Consider the following 19908-nt stretch of genomic DNA (forward strand, 5'->3'; position numbering starts at 1 on the left):
CACGCGCGCCGCAGCCGCGCACGCCACTACGCGACGCTCCTGCCACAAACCGGCAGGAAGCCCGCGCCGCCGACGTCTACAATGCATCCTTTCAGATAACTATCAGAAGGCTGCAGGCCCATGACCCACGGGATTCACGGCGAGAAGCGCTGGTACGCGCTGATCGTGCTCTGTCTCGGCGTGCTGATGATCGTGCTCGACAGCACGATCGTAAACGTCGCGCTGCCGTCGATCAGCACCGATCTCCACTTCACCGAAACGGCCCTCGTGTGGGTCGTCAATGCCTACCTGCTGACGTTCGGCGGCTGCCTGCTGCTCGGCGGCCGGCTCGGCGACCTGTACGGCCAGCGGCGCATGTTCCTCGCGGGCCTCGTCGTATTCACGCTCGCGTCGCTCGCCTGCGGCCTCGCGCAATCGCAGGCGATGCTGATCGCCGCGCGCGCGGTGCAGGGGTTCGGCGGCGCGGTCGTGTCGGCCGTCTCGCTGTCGCTGATCATGAACCTCTTCACGGAACCCGGCGAACGCGCACGCGCGATGGGCGTCTACGGCTTCGTGTGCGCGGGCGGCGGCAGCATCGGCGTCCTGCTCGGCGGGCTGCTGACGAGCTCGCTGTCGTGGCACTGGATCTTCCTCGTCAACCTGCCGATCGGCGTCGCCGTCTATGCGATGTGCGTCGCGCTGCTGCCGCGCATGCGTATGCCGGCGGGCACCGCACGGCTCGACGTCGCCGGCGCGATCACCGTGACCGCGTCGCTGATGCTGGCCGTCTACGGCATCGTCGGCGGCAACGAGGCCGGCTGGCTGTCGACGCAGACCGTCGCGCTGATCGGCGCGGCCGTCGCGCTGCTCGTGCTGTTCATCGCAATCGAGTCGCGCGCCGCGCATCCGTTGATGCCGCTCACGCTGTTCGCCGCACGCAACGTCGCGCTCGCGAACGCGATCGCCGTGCTGTGGGCGGCCGCGATGTTCGCGTGGTTCTTCCTGTCCGCGCTGTACATGCAGCGCGTGCTCGGCTACGGGCCGCTGCAGGTCGGCCTCGCGTTCCTGCCGGCGAACCTGATCATGGCCGCGTTCTCGCTCGGGCTGTCGGCGCGCATCGTGATGCGCTTCGGGATCCGCGGCCCGATCGCCGCCGGCCTGCTGATCGCGGCCTGCGGCCTCGCGCTGTTCTCGCGCGCGCCGGTCGACGGCGGTTTCGTGTGGCACGTGCTGCCCGGCATGACGCTGCTCGGCATTGGCGCGGGCGTCGCGTTCAATCCGGTGCTGCTCGCCGCGATGAGCGACGTCGAACCGGCCGATTCCGGGCTCGCGTCGGGCATCGTCAACACCGCCTTCATGATGGGCGGCGCGCTCGGGCTCGCGGTCCTCGCAAGTCTCGCCGGCGCCCGCACCGACGCGCTCGCGGCGGCGCAAGCCGCGCCGCTCGACGCGCTGAGCGGCGGCTACCGCGCGGCATTCGCGTTCGGCGCGGCGTTTGCGGCCGTGGCCGCGCTGATCGGTTTCGCGCTGCGGATCCGGCCGCCGCGCGCGGTCGAAGGCGCCGGGCCCGCGATGCACTGACCGTCGTCAGCCGAACGGGAACCGACATCGAATCGGGGCGCGCAGTATCGCGCCCTTTTTTGTGCGCACCGGACGCGCGACGTACGCGCCCGGGTCGTCATACCGTTCACGCCGACCCCTGCTCAAACGCCCGTTTCATCTCCGCCGGCGGCCGCCGGGCGCCCTCTCCCGGCCGATTTTTAACGCAGTCGTACATTGACGCGCCACTTTTGCGACAATGGCGGACTTTGATGCGCGCGCCGCGGCCGCGCGCCGCCGCCGAACGCTGCATAACCGCCTGCCTCCGATGTCGCTTCCCCATATCGATCTGCTGTACTCCCTGTCCGGCCTGTTCGTCGGCATTCTCGTGGGCCTCACGGGCGTCGGCGGCGGTTCGTTGATGACGCCGATTCTCGTGCTGCTGTTCGGCGTCCACCCCGCGACGGCAGTCGGCACCGACCTGTTGTACGCGGCTGCGACCAAGGCCACCGGCACGCTCGTCCACGGCCTGAAAGGTTCGATCGACTGGCGCATCACGGGCCGGCTCGCGGCGGGCAGCGTGCCGGCCGCCGCGCTCACGCTGTGGTGGCTGCACACGCACGGGATGAACACGCCGGGCACCGCGCGGATGATCCAGCTCGTGCTCGGCGTTGCGCTGCTGCTCACGTCGCTCGCGCTGATCTTCCGCCCGCAGCTGACCGCATTCGCCGCACGCAACCCGCTCGCGCCGAGCCCCGCGCGCACACTGTGGTCGACCGTGCTGACGGGCGCCGTGCTCGGCGTGCTCGTGTCGATGACGTCGGTCGGCGCCGGCGCGATCGGCGTGACCGTGCTCCTGCTGCTGTATCCGGCGCTCGCGACGACCCGCATCGTCGGTTCCGACATCGCGCATGCGGTGCCGCTCACGCTGGTCGCGGGCATGGGTCACTGGCTGCTCGGCTCGGTCGACTGGTCGATGCTGCTGTCGCTACTGCTCGGTTCGCTGCCCGGCATCGTGCTCGGCAGCCTGCTGTCGGCGCGCGCGCCAGAACGGCTGCTGCGCAACCTGCTCGCCGCGACCTTGGTCGCGGTCGGCGTGCGGCTCGTGCTGGCGTAAGCGGCCGGGCCGCCCTTTCCTCCGCGGTTACGCCCCTTCCCGTCCGGCGCATGAGGTGCCGGCCCATCGCTCGCCGCACAAGAAAAACAGCCCGACCGGCCTGCGCCGATCGGGCTGTCGTCCATCCGGGGCGGCGCGAGCCGCCCGCGGCGCTTACTGCCCCTGCTGCTGCAGTTTCTGCTGCTTCATCTGCTGCGTGCGCGCCTGCAGCTTCAGCACGCGCTGCAACGCGGTGCGGTTCGCGAGGATGCCGTCGTAGAAGTTGGCGAGATCGCCCTTCAGCGCGGTCCGCGACGCGTCGTTCAGGTAGATCATGTGGCCCGACGGGTAGTTCTTGATTGTCAGGTTCTGCGCCTTGAGCGTCGGATCGAGCGGCATCTGCGCGAGCGTCAGCTCCGTCTGGTGGAACGGCGTGACGGCGTCGAAATAGCCGTTCGCCGACAGCACCTTCAGGTCCGGGTTCACGCTCATCGTCGACGCCAGGTCGCCGGCCGTGTACAGCGTATTGCCGCCGCCCTTGTTCGCGCCGGTCGGGTCCGTGTGGCTGAAGTCCCAGTTGTTGAAGACCTGGTCGTTCAAGTCCACGAACGACGACGTCGACGTGTACTTGAGGTCGGTGTTGATGTAGCTGTTCCACAGCACCGTGTACGCGCCGCCGACGTTCGTGATCGACGGATCGTTGCTGCCCGAGTTCGGCAGGATGTACGGCGCGATGCCCTTGCCCGTGAAGTTCGCGCGACCGTCGTACTGGCCGATCTGCGTGCCCGGCACGAGCGTCAGGAAGAACGTGTACGGCGGGTTGTCGTCCGACGACGGCACGTTGCCGAGCGCGGCCGGGTTGCCGAAGGTCTGGATCAGCGAGGTCGGGTCCGTGCCGATGTACGAACCCATCTGCTGCGCGGTCTGCAGGTTCAGGTTCAGCCGCACGTTCACGAAGCCGCCGTCCTGCGGGTTCGGCTTCTGCGCGAGCGGCGCGAGCGTGTTGTCCGCGTAGTTGCGGGCCTGGACCATGTACGCGTCGAGATCGGTCGGCGTCGGGTTGACCGTCGTCTTCTTCCAGTAGAACGCATCGGCCGCGAGCGTCGGGAACGTGCCCGGCGCGGACAGCGCGTTCGCGTAGTCGAGGATCGACGACTGCAGCGTGATCCCGTTCAGGTCGATGCCGTCCTCGTGCAGCACCCACGACACGACCGCGCTGCGCGCGGTGCCGTACGACTCGCCGTACAGGAACTTCGGCGAATTCCAGCGCGAGTACTTGGTCAGGTAGCGCTGGATGAAGCGGTCGATCGAGCGCGCGTCCTGGTCGGTGCCCCAGAAGTCCTTGTTCTTCGCCGGCGCGATCGCCGTCGAGTAACCGGTGCCGACCGGGTTGATGAACACGATATCGGTGCGGTCGAGCAGGCTGTCCGGGTTGTCGAGCAGCTTGTACGGCGCGGGCGGCGTGAAGTTCGGGAACGACGACTGCAGGCGCTTCGGCCCGTACGAGCCGAGCAGCAGGTAGACCGACGACGAACCGGGGCCGCCGTTGTAGAAGAACGTGACCGGGCGCGGCTTCGACGGGTCGGGATTGTCCTGCGTGTACGCGACGTAGAACATCTTCGCGTTCGGCGCCGACGTGATCGGATCGATCGTCGTCAGGTGGCCCGTGGTGGCCGTGTACTTGATCGTCTTGCCGCCGATCGTGACCTGGCGGTGCACGACCGCGGCGCCTTCGGTCGAATCCGTGACCGCGTCGTTCGGCCCGGTGCCGTACACGTCGGTGTCGACGTACGGCTGGTCGGCCGCGGCGGCAGCCGTCGCGTCGGTGTTGACCGACGTGCTGCCGCTGGTCGTCGCGGCCGCGGTGGCGGCGGCCGCGTTCGGGCTCGGCCCGTCGTCGCCGCCGCACCCCGTGACGAGCAGCGCCGCGGCCGCTGCCGCGGCGAGCGGTACGCTCAAGGTCGTTCCGAATAGCGCGAAACCGTCTTTCAAGGACTTGCGTGTCGTCATTATTGCCTCTCGAACAGAACGATAAATACCGCCGGTCGCAAAGGATCATTTGCGCCGGCGCTCCGCACCGGGAATGCATTCGTTATGCGACGCACTCCGAGTTTTTTACCGGATCGGCGAATACCGATCGGCACGATTTACCCCACCCATGTTTTTTGCAACTGCACAATGGAATCAATTCCATTGCAAACGACAATTCAACGGTTCGCAGCAATACGAATGCATTTCGCGAATTCGCATGCGCACAAAATCGACGGCAAAGAGACGCCACGAGACGCCCGCCCGCCAAGGCGCCTTCACTTCGAACAGACGAACGATCCCCGTCGGCGAGATACCGATTAATCGCGAAACGGCGATCAACCGCGGCTCGAACCGATTGAATAAAATCGAAAGGATCGATTAACTAAATGGAAAGGAATATTCTCGTATCTGGAATTTATTAAATTAAGTGAAAATACCGGCGCATATTAGGTTCCGGATTTATGGCCGTAAAGTAATAATTTGTTACAGCGCTCGTCATTCGGATAAAAGGCAGTGCGGGACCGATTCCAGACGACGCAAAAAAAGCCGGACGGCTGTCCGGCTTGTCGGGGGCGGCGCGACGGGCGCCGTCAGAGCGGCACGTCGATCGTGCCGACGCCGGCGGAAATCGCGTTCGCGCCCGGCGCGGTCGAGATCGGCGGCAGGTTCGCGCTCGTCAGCGCGGGCGCGGCGCCCGGCGTACCGCCGCGCGGCACCGTGCGGATCACCTGCGACGGCGGCAGCGGCGCACCGCTTTTCAGGTGCTTCCACATCAGATTCAGCGCCTGCACGTTGTAGTAGTGAACCGGCACGAAGCGCGTGTCGAAGCCCGGAACCGACAGGAAGGCGTCGAAGTGCTGGCCGTTCGTCACTTCGTAGAACACCAGCTGGCTGCGCCCGGCCTCGCTGATGCCGTTCTGCGCGACGTACGCGCGCGACGCGTGGTTCACGGGCACGAGCGCGTCGCTGCGGCCCTGCACGATGATCGCCGGCTTGCCGTGCAGGTTCGCGTTCACGCGCACCGCGTCGACGTTCGCGGGCATGCCGAGCATCCCGTTCGTCCACAGCTGGCGCAGGCACAGCGCGCCCGCGAAGCTTGCATCGGGCGTCGCGAGCCGGTGGTCGACGCCCGCGCCGTTGTTGAACACGAGACTGATGCCGGCCGTCGGCGGCACGCCGTTGCCCGCGCCGAACACGGCCGGCATCGGCGACGCGGCGGCCGCCGCGACCGCGCCGGTCGCCGGGTTCGTCGTCGCGAAGCTGAAGTTGCACAGGTTGTCGGTCACGCGCGAGCGCGTGTACGCGTTCGCATAGGTGACCGCGATCGCGGGAATCGCCTGCGAATCCCACATCGGCGCCTGCAGCAGGTCGGAATCGGCCAGATAGCCGGCCGCATGGAGCTGCGCGAGCGCGTCGGCCGCCTGGCTCTGCGTGTCGGCGCCCGCCACCAGCCCGGCCGCGGCGAGCGTCGCGCAGCGCTGCGTGCGGATCGACTGCGTGGTCGCGGCCGGTAGCGCGCTCAAGTACGGCGCGCCGGCCAGCGACGCCGATGCCGCGGCGCACGGTTCCAGCAGGTTCGCGAGCGTCGCGTAATCGGCCAGCGGCCGGCCGAACGACGGCACCGGCTGGCCGCCCGTGCGCACGATCGCATTCGGCGCCATCCGCACGTTGATCTGCGGCTCGCCGACCACGGCCGCGGTAATCCAGCCGCGGCTGTCCTGCTCGGCCGCCGCGAGCGACGCGCCGCCGCCGTTGCTCACCGACGCGGCGATCGTCGTGATGTCGCCCGCGCGGTAGCGCACGCCGCGACGCGCGCCGTCGATCAGCGGTCCGAACTGCTCGTTGAGCGCCCAGTACGCGAACTCGACCGACTGCAGCGTCACGCGCCCCCAGTCCTGCTCGGGATTCTGCTGCGAATGCGCGTGCTTGAACGCATAGCGGTTCGGGAAGCGGCCGTCGAACGCGGCGAGATCGCCGCTCGTCACGTTCGCGGTAAACAGGCTCGCGGTGCCGGCCAGCACCGCGTTGGCAAGCGTGCCGTCGATCAGCGTGACAGTGTCGGAGCCGAGCTCGTGCGCGCCGTTGCCGCCGCCCTTGTCGTTGTAGGCCACCGCGCAACCGCGCTTGAGCGCCCACTCGCCGGCCGCGGAAATCGCGCCGTACACGCCGCGCGAGCCGGACGACGTCGCGGTGACGATGCAGGGCTGTGCGGGATCGAAGCTGGCGGGCACCTGCACGAGCAGCGTCACGTTCCTGGTGCCGCTGCCGTCGTCGGCATACGCGAGATATTCGGTGCCGGGGATCTTGCCTTCGCCGAGCGTATCGTTGCCGTCGAGGTCGACGTTCGGCCCCCAGAAGCGGCCGTAGCCGCCGTTCGCGCTCATGTCGACGAGCGCGCGGTAGTTCGACCAGATGGCGAGGCGACGCAATTCGGCGCTCGTCGGCCGCGACGGGTTCGCGAAGCCGGGCGCACTCGCCGCGGCGAGGCCCGTCTTGCCGAGGCCGGCCGTCAGCAGGTCGTCGCTCGCGCCGTCGTAGGCCGTCGTGCGCACGCTGCCGGACACGAAGCCGGGCAACCGGTTGCGCTCGGCCGACTCGTCGCCGTTGCAGGCGCCGAGCATCGCGATCGCGGCCAGCGCCGCCCCACACACCACCCGCCTGCCCCACCCGAGCTTCGTCATCGCCGCCCCCTCGATATCGTTATCGGTCCGCCGCCGCGCCGCGCGCGGCGTTCGGCTTCTGAAGCGCAAACGGGCCCCGGCATGGGGCCCGCCTGGAAACGGGCGCATGCGGCGCTCGCGCGCCGCCGCCCGGCATTACTGCTGCTGAACCGTCAGCTTGTTCGTGACCGACGTCACGCCCTTCACGCTCTTGGCTGCCTCTTCCGCCTTGTCGATCTGTGCCTGGTCGGGCACCGTGCCCTCCAGCGAGATCGCGCCGCCCTTCGAACGCACGACGAGGTTCGCCACGTCGATGCCGCCTGCCTTCGTAATGGCCTTGCGCACCGCGTAGCCGAGCTTGCGGTTCGCCTTCTTCGCGGTTTTCGCGGCGGCCTTCGGCGCGCTCGTCGCGGCCGACGGCGCTTCCGTTGCCGCTGCGTCGCTCGACTGCGCATACACGCTGCCCGACAGACAGGCCGCCACGGCGGCGACACCCAACGCTCTCAACACGATCGACTTCATGCTATCTCCTTATCACTTCGGAACGGCCGTGCACAGTACGGCCGGATACCCCCAAAAACAGCCGGCCCGCGCGCGAACGGGCGGGACAGCCGGTGTTTTCCACGGCGATACGAGAGAGGCGTCACGGGCCGGCGGCCGGCGCACGCGAAAGCGGGCCGGCCGGGCCGGACAGCCGCCGGCCGGACGCGCCCGGTCTCATGACGTGCCGGGTCGCGCGCGATTCGGGCGCGGCTGCGTCGCACAATGTAATCCAGCGCCCGCGGAAGCGCAAAGCTTTTGACGCGACGGCGCCCGCCGCCGCCGTGTCGCCGTGTCGCCGTGCAATCCCTGCGCGACTCGCGCATACGCGCCGAAACCGGGTACCATCGCCGCGAGCATCCGTATCGTCCGGTGACGACCGTCACCGATGCGTCACGCCAGCGTCATCCGCCGATCCCATGAAGCCTGCCCGCCCTCGCCCGCCGCGCCGCATCCTCGCCCGCTTCGTCGCGGTGTCGTGGCGCGACCTCGCGTTGTCGATCGGCCCGACCGTACTGCTCGCCGGCGCGGCCGTCTGGCTCGCGGTGAAGCTGATCCAGCCGGCGCCGCCGTCCACGCTCGTGATTTCGTCCGGGCCGCCCGGCAGCACATACTGGAACGCCGCCCAGAAATACAAGACGATCCTCGCGAAAAACGGCGTCACGCTCGACGTTCAATCGTCAGAAGGTTCCGCGCAGAACCTCGCGCGGCTGTCGAACCCGAACGCGCCGGTCGACGTCGGCTTCGTGCAGAGCGGCATCGGCCCGAAGGAGCGCGACGAGCATCTCGTGTCGCTCGGCAGCATCGGCTACGTGCCGCTCGCGATCATGTACCGCGGCCCGGTCGTCGCGCGCCTGTCCGACTTCAAGGGCAAGCGGCTCGCGCTCGGCGCGGAAGGCAGCGGCGCGCGCGAGCTGAGCCTCGCGCTGCTGAAGATGAACGGGATCGTGCCGGGCGGCTCGACCGAGCTCCTGCCGACTGCCGGCGAGGACGCCGCGACCGCGCTGCTCGACGGCAAGATCGACGCCGCCTTCCTGTCCGGCGACTCGACGCAGATCCCGGTCATGGCGAAGCTGTTCCGCGCGCCGGGCGTGCACGTGTACTCGTTCACGCAGGCCGAGGCGTATGCGCGGCGCTTTCCGTACCTGACCGCGATCACGCTGCCGATGGGCGTCTACGATCTCGGCCGCAACCTGCCGCCCGCCGACATCCACACGGTCGCGCCGACGATCGAACTCGTCGCGCGCGACTCGCTGCACCCCGCGCTGTCCGACCTGCTGATCGAGGCCGCGCGCGAAGTGCACGGCCACGCGACGATCCTGCAGCACGCGGGCGAATTCCCGTCGTCCGTCACGCGCGGCTTCCCGCTGTCCGACGACGCCGCGCGCTACTACAAGTCGGGCAAGACCTTCCTGTACCGACGGATGCCGTTCTGGGTCGCGAGCCTCGTCGACCGGCTGCTGGTGGTGGTCGTGCCGCTGATCGTCGTGCTGATCCCCGGGCTGCGGCTCGTACCCTCGCTGTACGGCTGGCGCGTGCGCTCGCGCATCTACCGCTGGTACGGCGCGCTGATCGCGCTCGAGCGCAGCGCGCTCGGCGAGCATACGGCCGACGAGCGCGTCAAGCTGCTCGACGAGCTCGACGACATCGAGGAAGCCGTGAACCGGATGAAGATGCCGCTCGCCTACGCCGGGCAGTTCTACGTGCTGCGCGAGCACATCGGCTTCGTGCGCGAACGGCTCACCGCGCACGACCCGGATACGTCGGCGGGCCCGCCCGGCGCCGGCCATCCGCCGGCACGCGCGGAAACCGACCCGCCGCCGGGCGGCGACGCCCCCCGGGCGACTCCCGGTTCCGCGTGAGCGAACGATCCGCGATCATTGCTGCATGCGCGCGCCGCCGCGTAACATGGAGGCCGCCGCCAGGCGCCGCACGCCCCACCTTCTGGAGAACGACATGACAACCGGCCTCGATACCGCCCAACCCGCCTGGTTCTTCGACTTCGTGTCGCCGTTCTCGTATCTGCTGCTCGAACAGCACGACAAATGGCCGGACGTGCCGTTCAACCCCGTCGCCGTCTCGCTGCCCGACCTGCATCGCCACTGGGGCCAGCGCCCGAGCGCCGACGTGCCGGCCAAGCGCGTGTTCACGTACAGGCATGCGCTGTTTCGCGCGGAACAGCTCGGCATCCGCTTCAAGATGCCGCCCGCGCATCCGTTCGATTCCGACAAGGTCCTGCGCCTCGCGATCGCGCTGCGCGCCGATATCGTGACGGTACTGGAAATGTTCCGCTTCATCTGGCGCGAAGGTAACGATCCGTCGACGCCGGAAGGCTTCGCGGCGCTGTGCGAACGCGTCGGCGTCGGACACGGCGACGAGCTGATCGAATTCGAGGAAACCGCCGCGCAGCTGACCCGCAACACGGCCGACGCGATCGCGCTCGGCGTGTTCGGCGTGCCCACCTTCTGGATGAACAAGCAGCTGTTCTGGGGCGAGGACGCGCTGCCGATGGTGCTGTACTGCGCGCGCACGCCGAACTGGCTCGAATCGCGCGAGGTCAAGCGGATCAGCACGCTGCCGAAGGGCCGCGCGTGATGGCCGGTATCACGCACGGCAACGCGCGGCTGCGGTAAGGTTACGCGTCACTAGGGTCTGTTTACATATGGAACGCGCATGCGAATGCCCGAAATCGCGCGTAGGGCAAGGAGTGAGGAGCGCCGTTTGGCCGCGCCAAACAAGCGACGAGCGACGCCGCCATACGGGCGATTTCGGGCATTCCCGTGACATGGATTTATTAATTTGGGGTTGCCACGAGAACGGCCGCTCGCCGCGTTGTGCTCCTTGCGAATACGTCAGTATTCGCGGCGTCGCACGCCTCGCGAGCGGCCGTTCTCGTGGCAACGCATGCGCGTTCCATATGTAAACAGACCCTAGAATCACCCCCATCGATGGAAGACGACGACCGTACCGCCTCGCTCGACATCTGGCTCGTGCGCGTGTTGCGCACGCTGCTGCTCGAGCGCAGCGTCACGCAGGCCGCGCTGCGGCTGAACCAGACCCAGCCCGCGATCAGCACCGCGCTGCGCAAGCTGCGCGAGACGCTGAACGACCCGATCCTCGTGCGCGGCAAATCCGGCATGGTGCCGACCGAATACGGCGCGTCGCTGCTCGAAGCCGCCTCGCGCGCGCTGCGCGAGGTCGATTTCATCGCGACGCCGCACGGCGACTTCGACCCGTCGTCCGCGCGGCGCACGTTCCGCGTCGCCGCGCCCGACTACCTGAACGATTTCTTCATGCCGACGCTGATCGAGCGCTTTCGCGACGCGGCGCCGCATGCCCATCTGGAAATCGATTCGCTGAATCCCGCGCTCGACCACGCGGGCGCGCTCGAATCGGGCGCGCTCGATCTCGTGATCGGCAACTGGCCGAAGCCCGACCCGCAGTTCGCGCGCCAGGACCTGTTCTCCGACACGATCGTGTGCCTGATGCGCGACGCGCATCCGCTCGCCCGCATGCCGCTCACGCGCGACGCGTATGCGTCGGCCGCGCACGTCGCGCCGACGCCGTACACCGGCGACAAGCGCAACGCGATCGAGATCGGCCTGGCGCGCGCACGCCTCACGCGGCGCATCGTGACGACGCTGCCGTACTTCGGGATCGTGCCGCAGGTGCTGCTGCAGTCGGACCTGATCTTCACGACGACGCGCCGCTTCGCGACGCACTACGCGCAACTGCTGCCGCTCGTCGTCGTCACGCCGCCCGTGCCGTTCCCGCGCATCAAGAGCTACCTGCTCACGCATCCGCAGCCCGATCGGCCGACCGACATCGCGTGGCTGTGCGCGCTGATGCAGAGCGTGTCCGACGAGCTGACGGTCGCCCGCACGCGCAAGCGCTGAAACGCGCGGCTCGAGCGCAGCGCGACCGTTCAGGCAGCGCGGCCGCTCAGGCCGTGCAGAAGGTTTCCTGCAGATGGACCCAGCGCACGACGCCGGCCGCGTCGCGCGCGAACACGGCGGTCGCCCGGCGCGCGGGCAACTCGCCCGACGCCGCATGCTGCGCTTCGAGATAGGCGATCACCGCATGCGATGCGTCGGCCGCGAGCACGCGAATCTCCGACAGCGCGATGCGCAGCCCCGGCTTCGCGCCGGCCAGCTTCGCGAACAATACGCGCGTGCCGTCGTGGTCGACCATGCGGCCGTCGGTCAAGGTCATCGTGAAGTCGGCGGAAAACGCCGCGAGCAGCGCGTCGAGCGCCGCCGGCGCGGTATCGACGCCGGACAGCCAGCGCTCGATGGCGGCCACGCTCGCATCGAGCGCGTCGAGATAGACGGAGTGATCGGACATGGGCGCGTGCACGGTGAGGTCAAGCGCGGCCCGCTGCCGCGCGTCGCCGTGCAGTGTATGCAAAAACGCGCGGCCGTGCGCGGGCCGCGCGGCATCGGCGTTTACCGCGCGCAGGACACGTCGTCGCGCGCGCGCCCGGCCGCCGCCGCCTTCACATCGGCCACCGGCATGCCCGAGCGTGCCTGCAGCAGCTCCGCGCAGACGGCCACCGCGATCGCGCCCGGCGCCTTGTCGACGATGCCGGCGACCCCGATCGGACACACCATCTCGACGAGCCGCGCCGGACCGACGCCGCGCGCGGCGAGCCGGCGCTCGAACTTCACGCGCTTGGTGCGCGAGCCGATCATCCCGAAGTACGCGTAGTCGCGCCGCCGCATGATCTGCGCGGCGAGCGAGAAGTCGAGCGCATGGTTGTGCGTCATCACGAGAAAGTACGCGCCGGGGGGCGCCGCGTCGACGACGGCCTCCGGCGTGTCCGTCGGCTCCGGCTGCACGTTCGGCGGACATTCGTCCGGGAACAGCTCGTCGCGCGTATCGACCCACTGCACGACGCACGGCAGCGCGCCGAGCAGCGTGACGAGCGCATGGCCGACGTGCCCGGCGCCGAACAGCACGATGTGCATCGGCGCCGGCGCACCGCTCGCGCGGTTGCGCTGGCCGGTGCCTGGCGCGAACGCCGGGGTCGACACGGCGCGCGGCGACTGGGCCGGCCCGGTCATGCCGGCCTCCGCCGGGCCGGGCGGCCGTGAGCGGGCAACGAACGAAGCGAGCGCGACGAGCGTTTCATGTCAGCCTGCCTGGCCCGCGCGGGCCGCACGCACCGCGCCGATCGCGCGCAGGATCGACTCGCCGGTGGCCGGCGCGTCGAGCGGCGGGTTCACCTGGTAATCGCCGACCGCCGCGATCGCATCGCGTACCGCGAAGAACACCGAGAACGGCAGCAGCAGCGGCGGTTCGCCGACGGCCTTCGAGCGGTGGATGCTGTCCTCGACGTTGCGGTTCTGGAACAGCCGCACGTTGAACTCGGGCGGCGTGTCGTTCACGGTCGGGATCTTGTACGTGGACGGCGCGTGCGTCATCAGCTTGCCGCCCTGATTCCACCACAGCTCCTCGGTCGTCAGCCAGCCCATGCCCTGGATGAACGCGCCTTCGACCTGGCCGATGTCGAGCGCCGGGTTCAGCGACGCGCCCACGTCGTGCAGCGCATCGACGCGCAGCGTGCGCATCTCGCCCGTCAGCGTGTCGATCACGACTTCCGACACGGCCGCGCCGTACGAGTAGTAGTAGAACGGGCGGCCCTGCAGTTTCGACTGATCCCAGTGCAGCTTCGGCGTCGCGTAGAAGCCGTCGGACCACAGCTGCACGCGCGCGAGGTAGGCCTTCGCGATCACTTCGCCGAACGGCACGCTCGCGCCGCCGACCCACACGAAGTCGTTGCCGAACTTCACGTCGGCCGCATCGACCGTGCCGTCGCCGAACTGCTTCGCCGCGAACACCGCGAGCCGCTCGCGCAACTGGCGCGCCGCATCCTGCGCGGCCTTGCCGTTCAGGTCCGAGCCCGTCGACGCGGCGGTCGCGGACGTGTTCGCGACCTTGCTCGTATCCGTCGCCGTCACGCGGATCCGGCCGAAGCGGATGCCGAGCTCGTGCGCGACCACCTGCGCGACCTTCGTGTTGAGCCCCTGCCCCATCTCCGTGCCGCCGTGGTTCACGAGCACCGAGCCGTCGGTGTAGATGTGCACCAGCGCACCGGCCTGGTTGAAGTGCGTGACGTTGAACGCGATGCCGAACTTCACCGGCGTGAGCGCGATGCCCTTCTTCAGCACCGGATTGCGCGCGTTGAAGGCGCGCACGCCCGCGCGCCGCGCACGGTAGTCGCTCGTCGTCTCGAGTTCGCCGAGCAGTTCCTGCAGCACGTTGTCCTCGACCGTCTGCCCGTACGGCGTCACATTGCGTTCGGTCTTGCCGTACAGGTTCGCGTAGCGCACGTCGAGCGGATCGCGGCCGAGCGCGCGCGCGATGTCGTCGAGGATGTATTCGATCGCGAACGCGCCCTGCGGGCCGCCGAAGCCGCGGAATGCGGTGTTCGACTGCGTGTTGGTCTTGCCGCAGTAGCCGGCGATGTCGACGTCGCCGAGCCAGTACGCGTTGTCGAAGTGGCACACCGCGCGCGTCATCACCGGGCCCGACAGGTCGGCCGAGAAGCCGCAGCGCGACGTCATGTCGAGTGCGACGCCGTCGATGCGGCCATCGTCGTCGTAGCCGACGTCGAAGCGGTAATGGAAGTCGTGCCGCTTGCCGGTGATCATCATGTCGTCGTCGCGGTCCGGACGCAGCTTCACCGGGCACAGCAGCTTCCACGCGGCAAGCGCCGCGCAGCACGCGAACAGGCCCGACTGCGATTCCTTGCCGCCGAACCCGCCGCCCATCCGGCGGCATTCGACCAGCACGTTGTGCGACGCGACGCCGAGCACGTGCGCGACGAGGTGCTGCATCTCGCTCGGGTGCTGCGTCGAGCAGTACACGTGCATCCCGTCGTCGTCCTTCGGCACCGCGTACGCGATCTGCCCTTCCAGGTAGAACTGCTCCTGCCCGCCGAGCAGCATCTCGCCCGATTCGCGGTGCGGCGCGGCGGCGAGCCGCGCGGCCGCGTCGCCGCGCGCGAGCTTCAGCGGCGGGATCACGTAGGTTTCGGCCTTGCGCGCTTCCTGCGCGGTCAGGATCGCGGGCAGCTCCTCGTAGTCGACCTGCGCGCGGCGCGCGGCGAGCCGCGCGGTTTCATGCGACGTCGCGACGACGATGAACATCGGCTGGCCGACGAACTGCACGACGCCCTTCGCGAGCACCGGATCGTCGTGGATGATCGGGCCGCAATCGTTGACGCCCGGGATGTCGTCGGCCGTGAACACGGCGACCACGCCCGGCGTCGCGCGCACCGCGTCGAAGTTCATCGACACGATCCTCGCGTGCGGCTTCGCCGACAACCCGAGCGCCGCGTGCAGCGTGCCCGCGACGATCGGGATGTCGTCGGTGTAGGTGGCGCGCCCGCTCACGTGCAGGTGGGCGGATTCGTGCGCGCGCGACACGTGCACCTGCGCGGCGTCGGCCAGCGGGTCGAGGGTGCTGAGGAACGGTTCTGCTTGCTGATTCATGTTCGATGTTCTCCGTCTTCAGACGCGCGTCGCGTCGTGGGCACTTTCAGCGGCTACTTCGGCGGCCACTTCGCGCACGTTCAGCGCCTGCGGCGGCAGCGGGTCGTGCGGACGCGTCTCCAGCCAGAATCGGTACATCAGGTTCTTCGCGGTATCGAGGCGATACGTGCTCGTCGCGCGCATGTCGGACAGCGGCTGGTAGTCGCGCTCGAGCGCCTGCATCGCGGCCTGCGCGGTGGCTTCGTGCCACTGTGCGCCGTCGAGCACGCCTTCCGTTTGGGCCGCGCGCTTCGGCGTCGCGGCCATCCCGCCGAATGCGATGCGCGGCTCGCGGATCGTGTCGCCGTCCGCGATGAACGCGAAGGCCGCGCATACCGCGGAAATATCGGAGTCGAACCGCTTCGACAGCTTGTACGTGCGGAACTGCAGCTTTTCGCGCGCGCCGGTGCGGGTCGGCACCTTCACGCCGACGACGAATTCGTGCGGCGCCATGTCCTTCTGCTGGTAGCCCGTGTAGAGCGCCTCGAGCGGCAGCTCGCGCACCGTGTCGCCGCCGCGCAGCACGACGCGCGCGCCGAGTGCGATCAGGCCCGGCATCGAATCGCCGATCGGCGAGCCGTTGGCGACGTTGCCGCCCATCGTGCCCGCGTTGCGGATCGGCAGCGACGCAAAGCGCTTCCACATCTCGATCAGCTCCGGATACGTGCCGGCGAGCGCCGCATAGGCCTTCTCGACCGTCACGCCCGCACCGATCTCGATCCAGTCGTCGCCGTCCACGATCTGCTGCAGTTCGGCGATCTGGCCGACGTAGATCAGATCGTCGAGGCGGCGCATCTGCTTGGTGACCCACAGGCCGATGTCGGTGCTGCCCGCGAGAATACGCGCGTCGGGACGCTCGGCCTTCAGCGCGGCCAGCGCGTCGAGCGTGCGCGGCGCCGCGAAGCGCGCGCCGTTGACCGTCGTGTAGTCGAACGTGTCGTCGCGCTTGAGCGACGCGAGCGTGCGGGCGAGCGCCGCCGTGTCGACCGCCGGCGAGGGCGCGCTTTCGCCGGTCGCGCCTTCGCCGGTCGCGCCTTCGCCGGTCGCGCCTTCGCCGGCCACACCGAACATCCGCACCGCCGCGTCGACGATCGGGCGATAACCGGTGCAGCGGCACAGGTTGCCCGTCAGCGCATCGGCGATCTCGGTGCGCGTCGGCACGTCCTTCGCCTTCGCGCACGCATTGCCGCAGCCTTCGTGGCCGTGCTTCTCGTACAGCGCCCACATCGACATCACGAAGCCGGGCGTGCAGAACCCGCATTGCGAACCGTGGCAATCGACCATCGCCTGCTGCACCGGATGCAGCGCGCCGTCCGGCCGGCGCAGATCCTCGACCGTCAGAAGCGCCTTGCCGTCGAGCGTCGGCAGGAACTGGATGCATGCGTTGACGGCCTTGAACTCGACCGCGCCGCCATCGGTCAGCTCGCCGACGACGACCGTGCACGCGCCGCAATCGCCTTCCGCGCAACCTTCCTTGGTGCCGGTGCAATGCGCGTCCTCGCGCAGGTATTGCAGCACGGTGCGGGTCACGTCCGCGCCGCTGACTTCGCGGATCGCGTGACGATGGTAGAAGCGGATCGGCTCACTCATGTCTCGGTGTTTCTTCAAATTGGGGGCAAGGCGGCCCGCGCGGAGCGCTCGACCGACGTTTTTCCGACAGTTTGAACGCTATCACCGTCAAATTCCGCAACCCATAGCCCATCACGCATGCGGCTCATATAACTGCCGCGATATGCACGCCCGGCCGGCCGCGCCCGTTGCCGCACGGGGCGCTCCGTCCGTTCCCGGCGTCCCGCAACCGCCAGTCCTCTTCCCGAACGGGGCGTGATTAACTAAACGGTACCTGCGTGAAAACCGGTTCCATGGGAAAATCCCGATTCCCTTTTCCGCCGTTTTTCCGTTCGATTCGCCATTCGTTCCGACCCCATGTCAACCGATTCCGCCACACCGCCGCGCACCGGGTTCGCGCTCACGCTGCAAATCGTGTCCGTCGTCTGCTTCACGTTCATCTGCTACCTGACCATCGGCCTGCCGCTCGCGGTACTGCCGGGCTTCGTCCACGACGACCTCGGCTTTTCCGCGATCGTCGCGGGCGGCGCGATCAGCGTCCAGTATTTCGCGACGCTCGCGTCGCGGCCGCTCGCCGGGCGCCTCGCCGATACGCTCGGGCCGAAGCAGACGGTGCTGCGCGGGTTGATCGGCTGCGGCGTGTCGGGCGTGCTGCTGCTCGTCGCGCTGCTGCTCGCGCACTGGCCGGTCGCGAGCCTCGTGCTGCTGATCGCGAGCCGGCTCGTGCTCGGCGTCGGCGAAAGCCTGTGCGGCACCGGCGCGATCCTGTGGGGCATCGGCCGGGTCGGCGTCGCGCACAACGCGAAGGTGATCTCGTGGAACGGCATCGCGACCTACGGCGCGCTCGCGCTCGGCGCGCCGGTGGGCGTCGCGATCGCGCATACGCTGAATCCGGCGCTGATCGGCGTGATCGTGATCGCGCTGGCCGCGCTCGGCTTCTACCTCGCCCGCCTGATCGCTTCGGTGCCGCTCGTGCACGGCGAGCGGATGTCGTATGCGAGCGTGTTCACGCGCGTGCTGCCGCACGGCCTCGGCCTCGCGCTCGGCTCGGCCGGCTTCGGCTCGATCGCGACCTTCGTCACGCTGTACTACGCGGCGCGCCACTGGCCGAACGCCGCGCTGTCGCTGACCGTGTTCGGCACGCTGTTCATCGGCGCGCGCCTGCTGTTCGCGAACACGATCAAGACCCACGGCGGCTTCCGCGTCGCGATCGTGTCGTTCGCGTTCGAATGCGCGGGCCTGCTGCTGTTGTGGCTCGCGCCGGTGCCGCACGTCGCGCTCGTCGGCGCGGCACTGACGGGCTTCGGCTTCGCGCTGATCTTCCCGGCGCTCGGCGTCGAGGCCGTCGCGCTCGTGCCGCCCGCGAGCCGCGGCGCGGCGCTGTCCGCGTATTCGGTGTTCCTCGACCTGTCGCTCGGCATCACCGGCCCGCTCGCCGGCTATGTGGCCGGTGCGTTCGGCTATCCGCAGGTGTTCCTGTTCGCGGCGGTGGCGGCTGCCGCGGGCGTCGCGCTGTCGATGGTGTTGTATCAGCGGCAGGCGCGTGTTGCGGGGAGCGGCGCGGCGGCGTGAGAGACGTGACGCGCGTTGGTGCACGCGCAACGCACGTCAACGCAGCAGCACGTTGAAGTCTCGCAATACGCGGGCCGCATCGGGATGACGCCTGAACGGAACGGCGCTCCCGAGCGAAAGCTTCGGCGCGGCACGATCGAAGAGCACGAGCGCTTCCGACGTGTTGAGATGGCGCGACATGTACAAAAATCCGTCGACGCGACGGGGATGCCGGTGGACGGCAAGCGACCACTGTTGCGGAACGTCGTACGGCGCGATGGTCGACAATGCGCCGTCACCCCCGAGGTCTTTCAGCGGCAAGCCGTGCAGGACGGCCACGGTCAGCGGCGCGCCGTCAAATGAAAGGACGTGGCGATCGAGTTCGGTCGTCACGAGCGGAAAACCGCCCAGCGTCAGATCGGCGACTTCGTCATGCAGCACCGTCTCGGCGAATGCGCAATGCAGATCAAAGCCGAAATAGCTGGTGCCGTATCGCCGCCGCTTGCGCGGATCGTCGAAGCGATTGCCGCCGGACTTCCCGAAGTAAGGCTCGCCGGTCGCATATCGCGAGATGCGCACCAGCGTTGCGGGCGCAACCTCGCGGATGACGAGCGTCGCGCTCGCGAAATGCTCGCCCGGTGCCGTCAGCAAGCGCGGCTCCTAGCGTTCGCGGAACGCCGCGGCGGCACGTTCGACATCGTCGAGCTTGCCACGCGACAGCGCGACGAGCGGGGTGACGCTGCCCAGCGACGCCTTGGGCGTCGTGAAGAACTGCCATTTGCTCCAGCCGGGCAAGTCGCCGAGACACTGCGTGACCCGCCCCAAGGTCTTGCGGTCGACGTCTCCCGCCAGATAGAAAGCCGGATAGTACTGTGCGGCGCCGACCTCGACGGCGAAGATACGCCCCGACGCGACCGCCTTGCTCAGCGCCTGCCGCGTCATGCCGAGCCCTGTCCACGTCTGCGCGGCGGACAGCAATCGGCCATCGGCAACCAGCACGCGCCGTTCGGCCTGCACCTGCCGCTCGACATCGGCGATGCCGGCATCCGGGCGTGCAGCCGCTCCGGGCTTCCGCCGGCCGGACGGCTTCCTGTCGCGTGTCGCGGCAGCGGCGATACCGAAGGTGATCGTGCCGGCCAGATCGATGACCTGCGCGATGCCCACCTTGAACAGGTGCCCCAGTTGCTCGTCCGACAGCGCGAGCAGTGCGCGGGCGCGCTCGGGACCGAGCATGGTCGCGGCGCCGACCGCGCTGCGCAGCGCCTCCTCCGTCTCGACATCGAGAACGGCGGCCGCGCCTTCGAGCGCATGAGCTTGCGTGACCATCCTGACCTCCTGATCCAACCGGAAGATCAAGCGTAGCCCCGAATCGAAACCAAGTCAACCAAGTCAACCATTTCGATCGGCT

Annotated in this window: 15 protein-coding genes; 6 read left to right on the forward strand and 9 right to left on the reverse strand. The window is 68.8% G+C overall.

Annotated elements, in window-relative coordinates; all coding sequences use genetic code 11:
- The first annotated feature begins 120 nt into the window (after positions 1–120).
- Together HWX09_RS25845 and HWX09_RS25850 are read left to right on the forward strand one after the other, a co-directional pair.
- Positions 121–1560 (forward strand): DHA2 family efflux MFS transporter permease subunit, encoded by a 1440-nt coding sequence (locus HWX09_RS25845; RefSeq protein WP_027783685.1) that lies wholly within the window; start codon positions 121–123, stop codon positions 1558–1560.
- Positions 1561–1846: 286 nt separating this feature from the next.
- Positions 1847–2635 (forward strand): sulfite exporter TauE/SafE family protein, encoded by a 789-nt coding sequence (locus HWX09_RS25850; RefSeq protein WP_027783684.1) that lies wholly within the window; start codon positions 1847–1849, stop codon positions 2633–2635.
- A gap of 153 nt (positions 2636–2788) precedes the next feature.
- Here HWX09_RS25850 and HWX09_RS25855 read toward each other — a convergent pair whose 3' ends face one another.
- The 3 genes from HWX09_RS25855 to HWX09_RS25865 form a co-directional block, all read right to left on the reverse strand.
- The gene (locus HWX09_RS25855; protein WP_027783683.1) at positions 2789–4624 is read right to left on the reverse strand and encodes a peptidase S1; all 1836 of its coding nucleotides are present in this window, start codon (positions 4622–4624) and stop codon (positions 2789–2791) included.
- A 611-nt stretch (positions 4625–5235) separates the two neighbouring features.
- Positions 5236–7326: a D-(-)-3-hydroxybutyrate oligomer hydrolase gene (locus tag HWX09_RS25860; RefSeq protein WP_027783682.1), complete on the reverse strand. Its 2091-nt coding sequence runs from the start codon at positions 7324–7326 to the stop codon at positions 5236–5238.
- 135 nt (positions 7327–7461) lie between these two features.
- Positions 7462–7827 carry a BON domain-containing protein gene (locus tag HWX09_RS25865; protein ID WP_027783681.1) on the reverse strand — a complete coding sequence of 122 codons (366 nt, stop codon included), beginning with the start codon at positions 7825–7827 and terminating at the stop codon, positions 7462–7464.
- A 437-nt stretch (positions 7828–8264) separates the two neighbouring features.
- Between HWX09_RS25865 and HWX09_RS25870 the strand changes: the two genes are divergently transcribed.
- The 3 genes from HWX09_RS25870 to HWX09_RS25880 all read left to right on the forward strand — a co-directional run bounded on the left by HWX09_RS25870 (position 8265) and on the right by HWX09_RS25880 (position 11741).
- Complete coding sequence (locus HWX09_RS25870; protein ID WP_027783680.1) at positions 8265–9707, forward strand: TAXI family TRAP transporter solute-binding subunit; 1443 nt, start codon at positions 8265–8267, stop codon at positions 9705–9707.
- Positions 9708–9801: 94 nt separating this feature from the next.
- Positions 9802–10440, forward strand: coding sequence for a 2-hydroxychromene-2-carboxylate isomerase (locus tag HWX09_RS25875; RefSeq protein ID WP_027783679.1), 639 nt, complete (start codon positions 9802–9804; stop codon positions 10438–10440).
- Between the two features lie 353 nt (positions 10441–10793).
- Positions 10794–11741 (forward strand): LysR family transcriptional regulator, encoded by a 948-nt coding sequence (locus tag HWX09_RS25880; protein ID WP_027783678.1) that lies wholly within the window; start codon positions 10794–10796, stop codon positions 11739–11741.
- Between the two features lie 46 nt (positions 11742–11787).
- On the opposite strand, the gene HWX09_RS25885 is transcribed toward HWX09_RS25880, so the two are convergent.
- The 4 genes from HWX09_RS25885 to xdhA form a co-directional block, all read right to left on the reverse strand.
- Positions 11788–12189 carry a polyketide cyclase gene (locus tag HWX09_RS25885; RefSeq protein ID WP_027783677.1) on the reverse strand — a complete coding sequence of 134 codons (402 nt, stop codon included), beginning with the start codon at positions 12187–12189 and terminating at the stop codon, positions 11788–11790.
- Positions 12190–12290: 101 nt separating this feature from the next.
- The gene (gene xdhC / locus HWX09_RS25890) at positions 12291–12908 is read right to left on the reverse strand and encodes a xanthine dehydrogenase accessory protein XdhC (protein ID WP_027783676.1); all 618 of its coding nucleotides are present in this window, start codon (positions 12906–12908) and stop codon (positions 12291–12293) included.
- 69 nt (positions 12909–12977) lie between these two features.
- The gene (gene xdhB, locus HWX09_RS25895) at positions 12978–15341 is read right to left on the reverse strand and encodes a xanthine dehydrogenase molybdopterin binding subunit (RefSeq protein ID WP_027783675.1); all 2364 of its coding nucleotides are present in this window, start codon (positions 15339–15341) and stop codon (positions 12978–12980) included.
- Positions 15342–15359: 18 nt separating this feature from the next.
- Positions 15360–16970, reverse strand: coding sequence for a xanthine dehydrogenase small subunit (gene xdhA / locus HWX09_RS25900; RefSeq protein ID WP_027783674.1), 1611 nt, complete (start codon positions 16968–16970; stop codon positions 15360–15362).
- Positions 16971–17306: 336 nt separating this feature from the next.
- On the opposite strand from xdhA, the gene HWX09_RS25905 reads away from it, so the two are divergent.
- Positions 17307–18521: an MFS transporter gene (locus HWX09_RS25905; protein ID WP_027783673.1), complete on the forward strand. Its 1215-nt coding sequence runs from the start codon at positions 17307–17309 to the stop codon at positions 18519–18521.
- Positions 18522–18557: 36 nt separating this feature from the next.
- On the opposite strand, the gene HWX09_RS25910 is transcribed toward HWX09_RS25905, so the two are convergent.
- Positions 18558–19151, reverse strand: coding sequence for an RES family NAD+ phosphorylase (locus HWX09_RS25910; protein ID WP_027783672.1), 594 nt, complete (start codon positions 19149–19151; stop codon positions 18558–18560).
- Between the two features lie 9 nt (positions 19152–19160).
- The gene (locus HWX09_RS25915; RefSeq protein ID WP_027783671.1) at positions 19161–19826 is read right to left on the reverse strand and encodes a hypothetical protein; all 666 of its coding nucleotides are present in this window, start codon (positions 19824–19826) and stop codon (positions 19161–19163) included.
- Between the last annotated feature and the right edge of the window lie 82 nt (positions 19827–19908).

Origin of the sequence: Burkholderia sp. BCC1208 (assembly GCF_902833095.1) — a bacterium.
Lineage (GTDB): Bacteria > Pseudomonadota > Gammaproteobacteria > Burkholderiales > Burkholderiaceae > Burkholderia.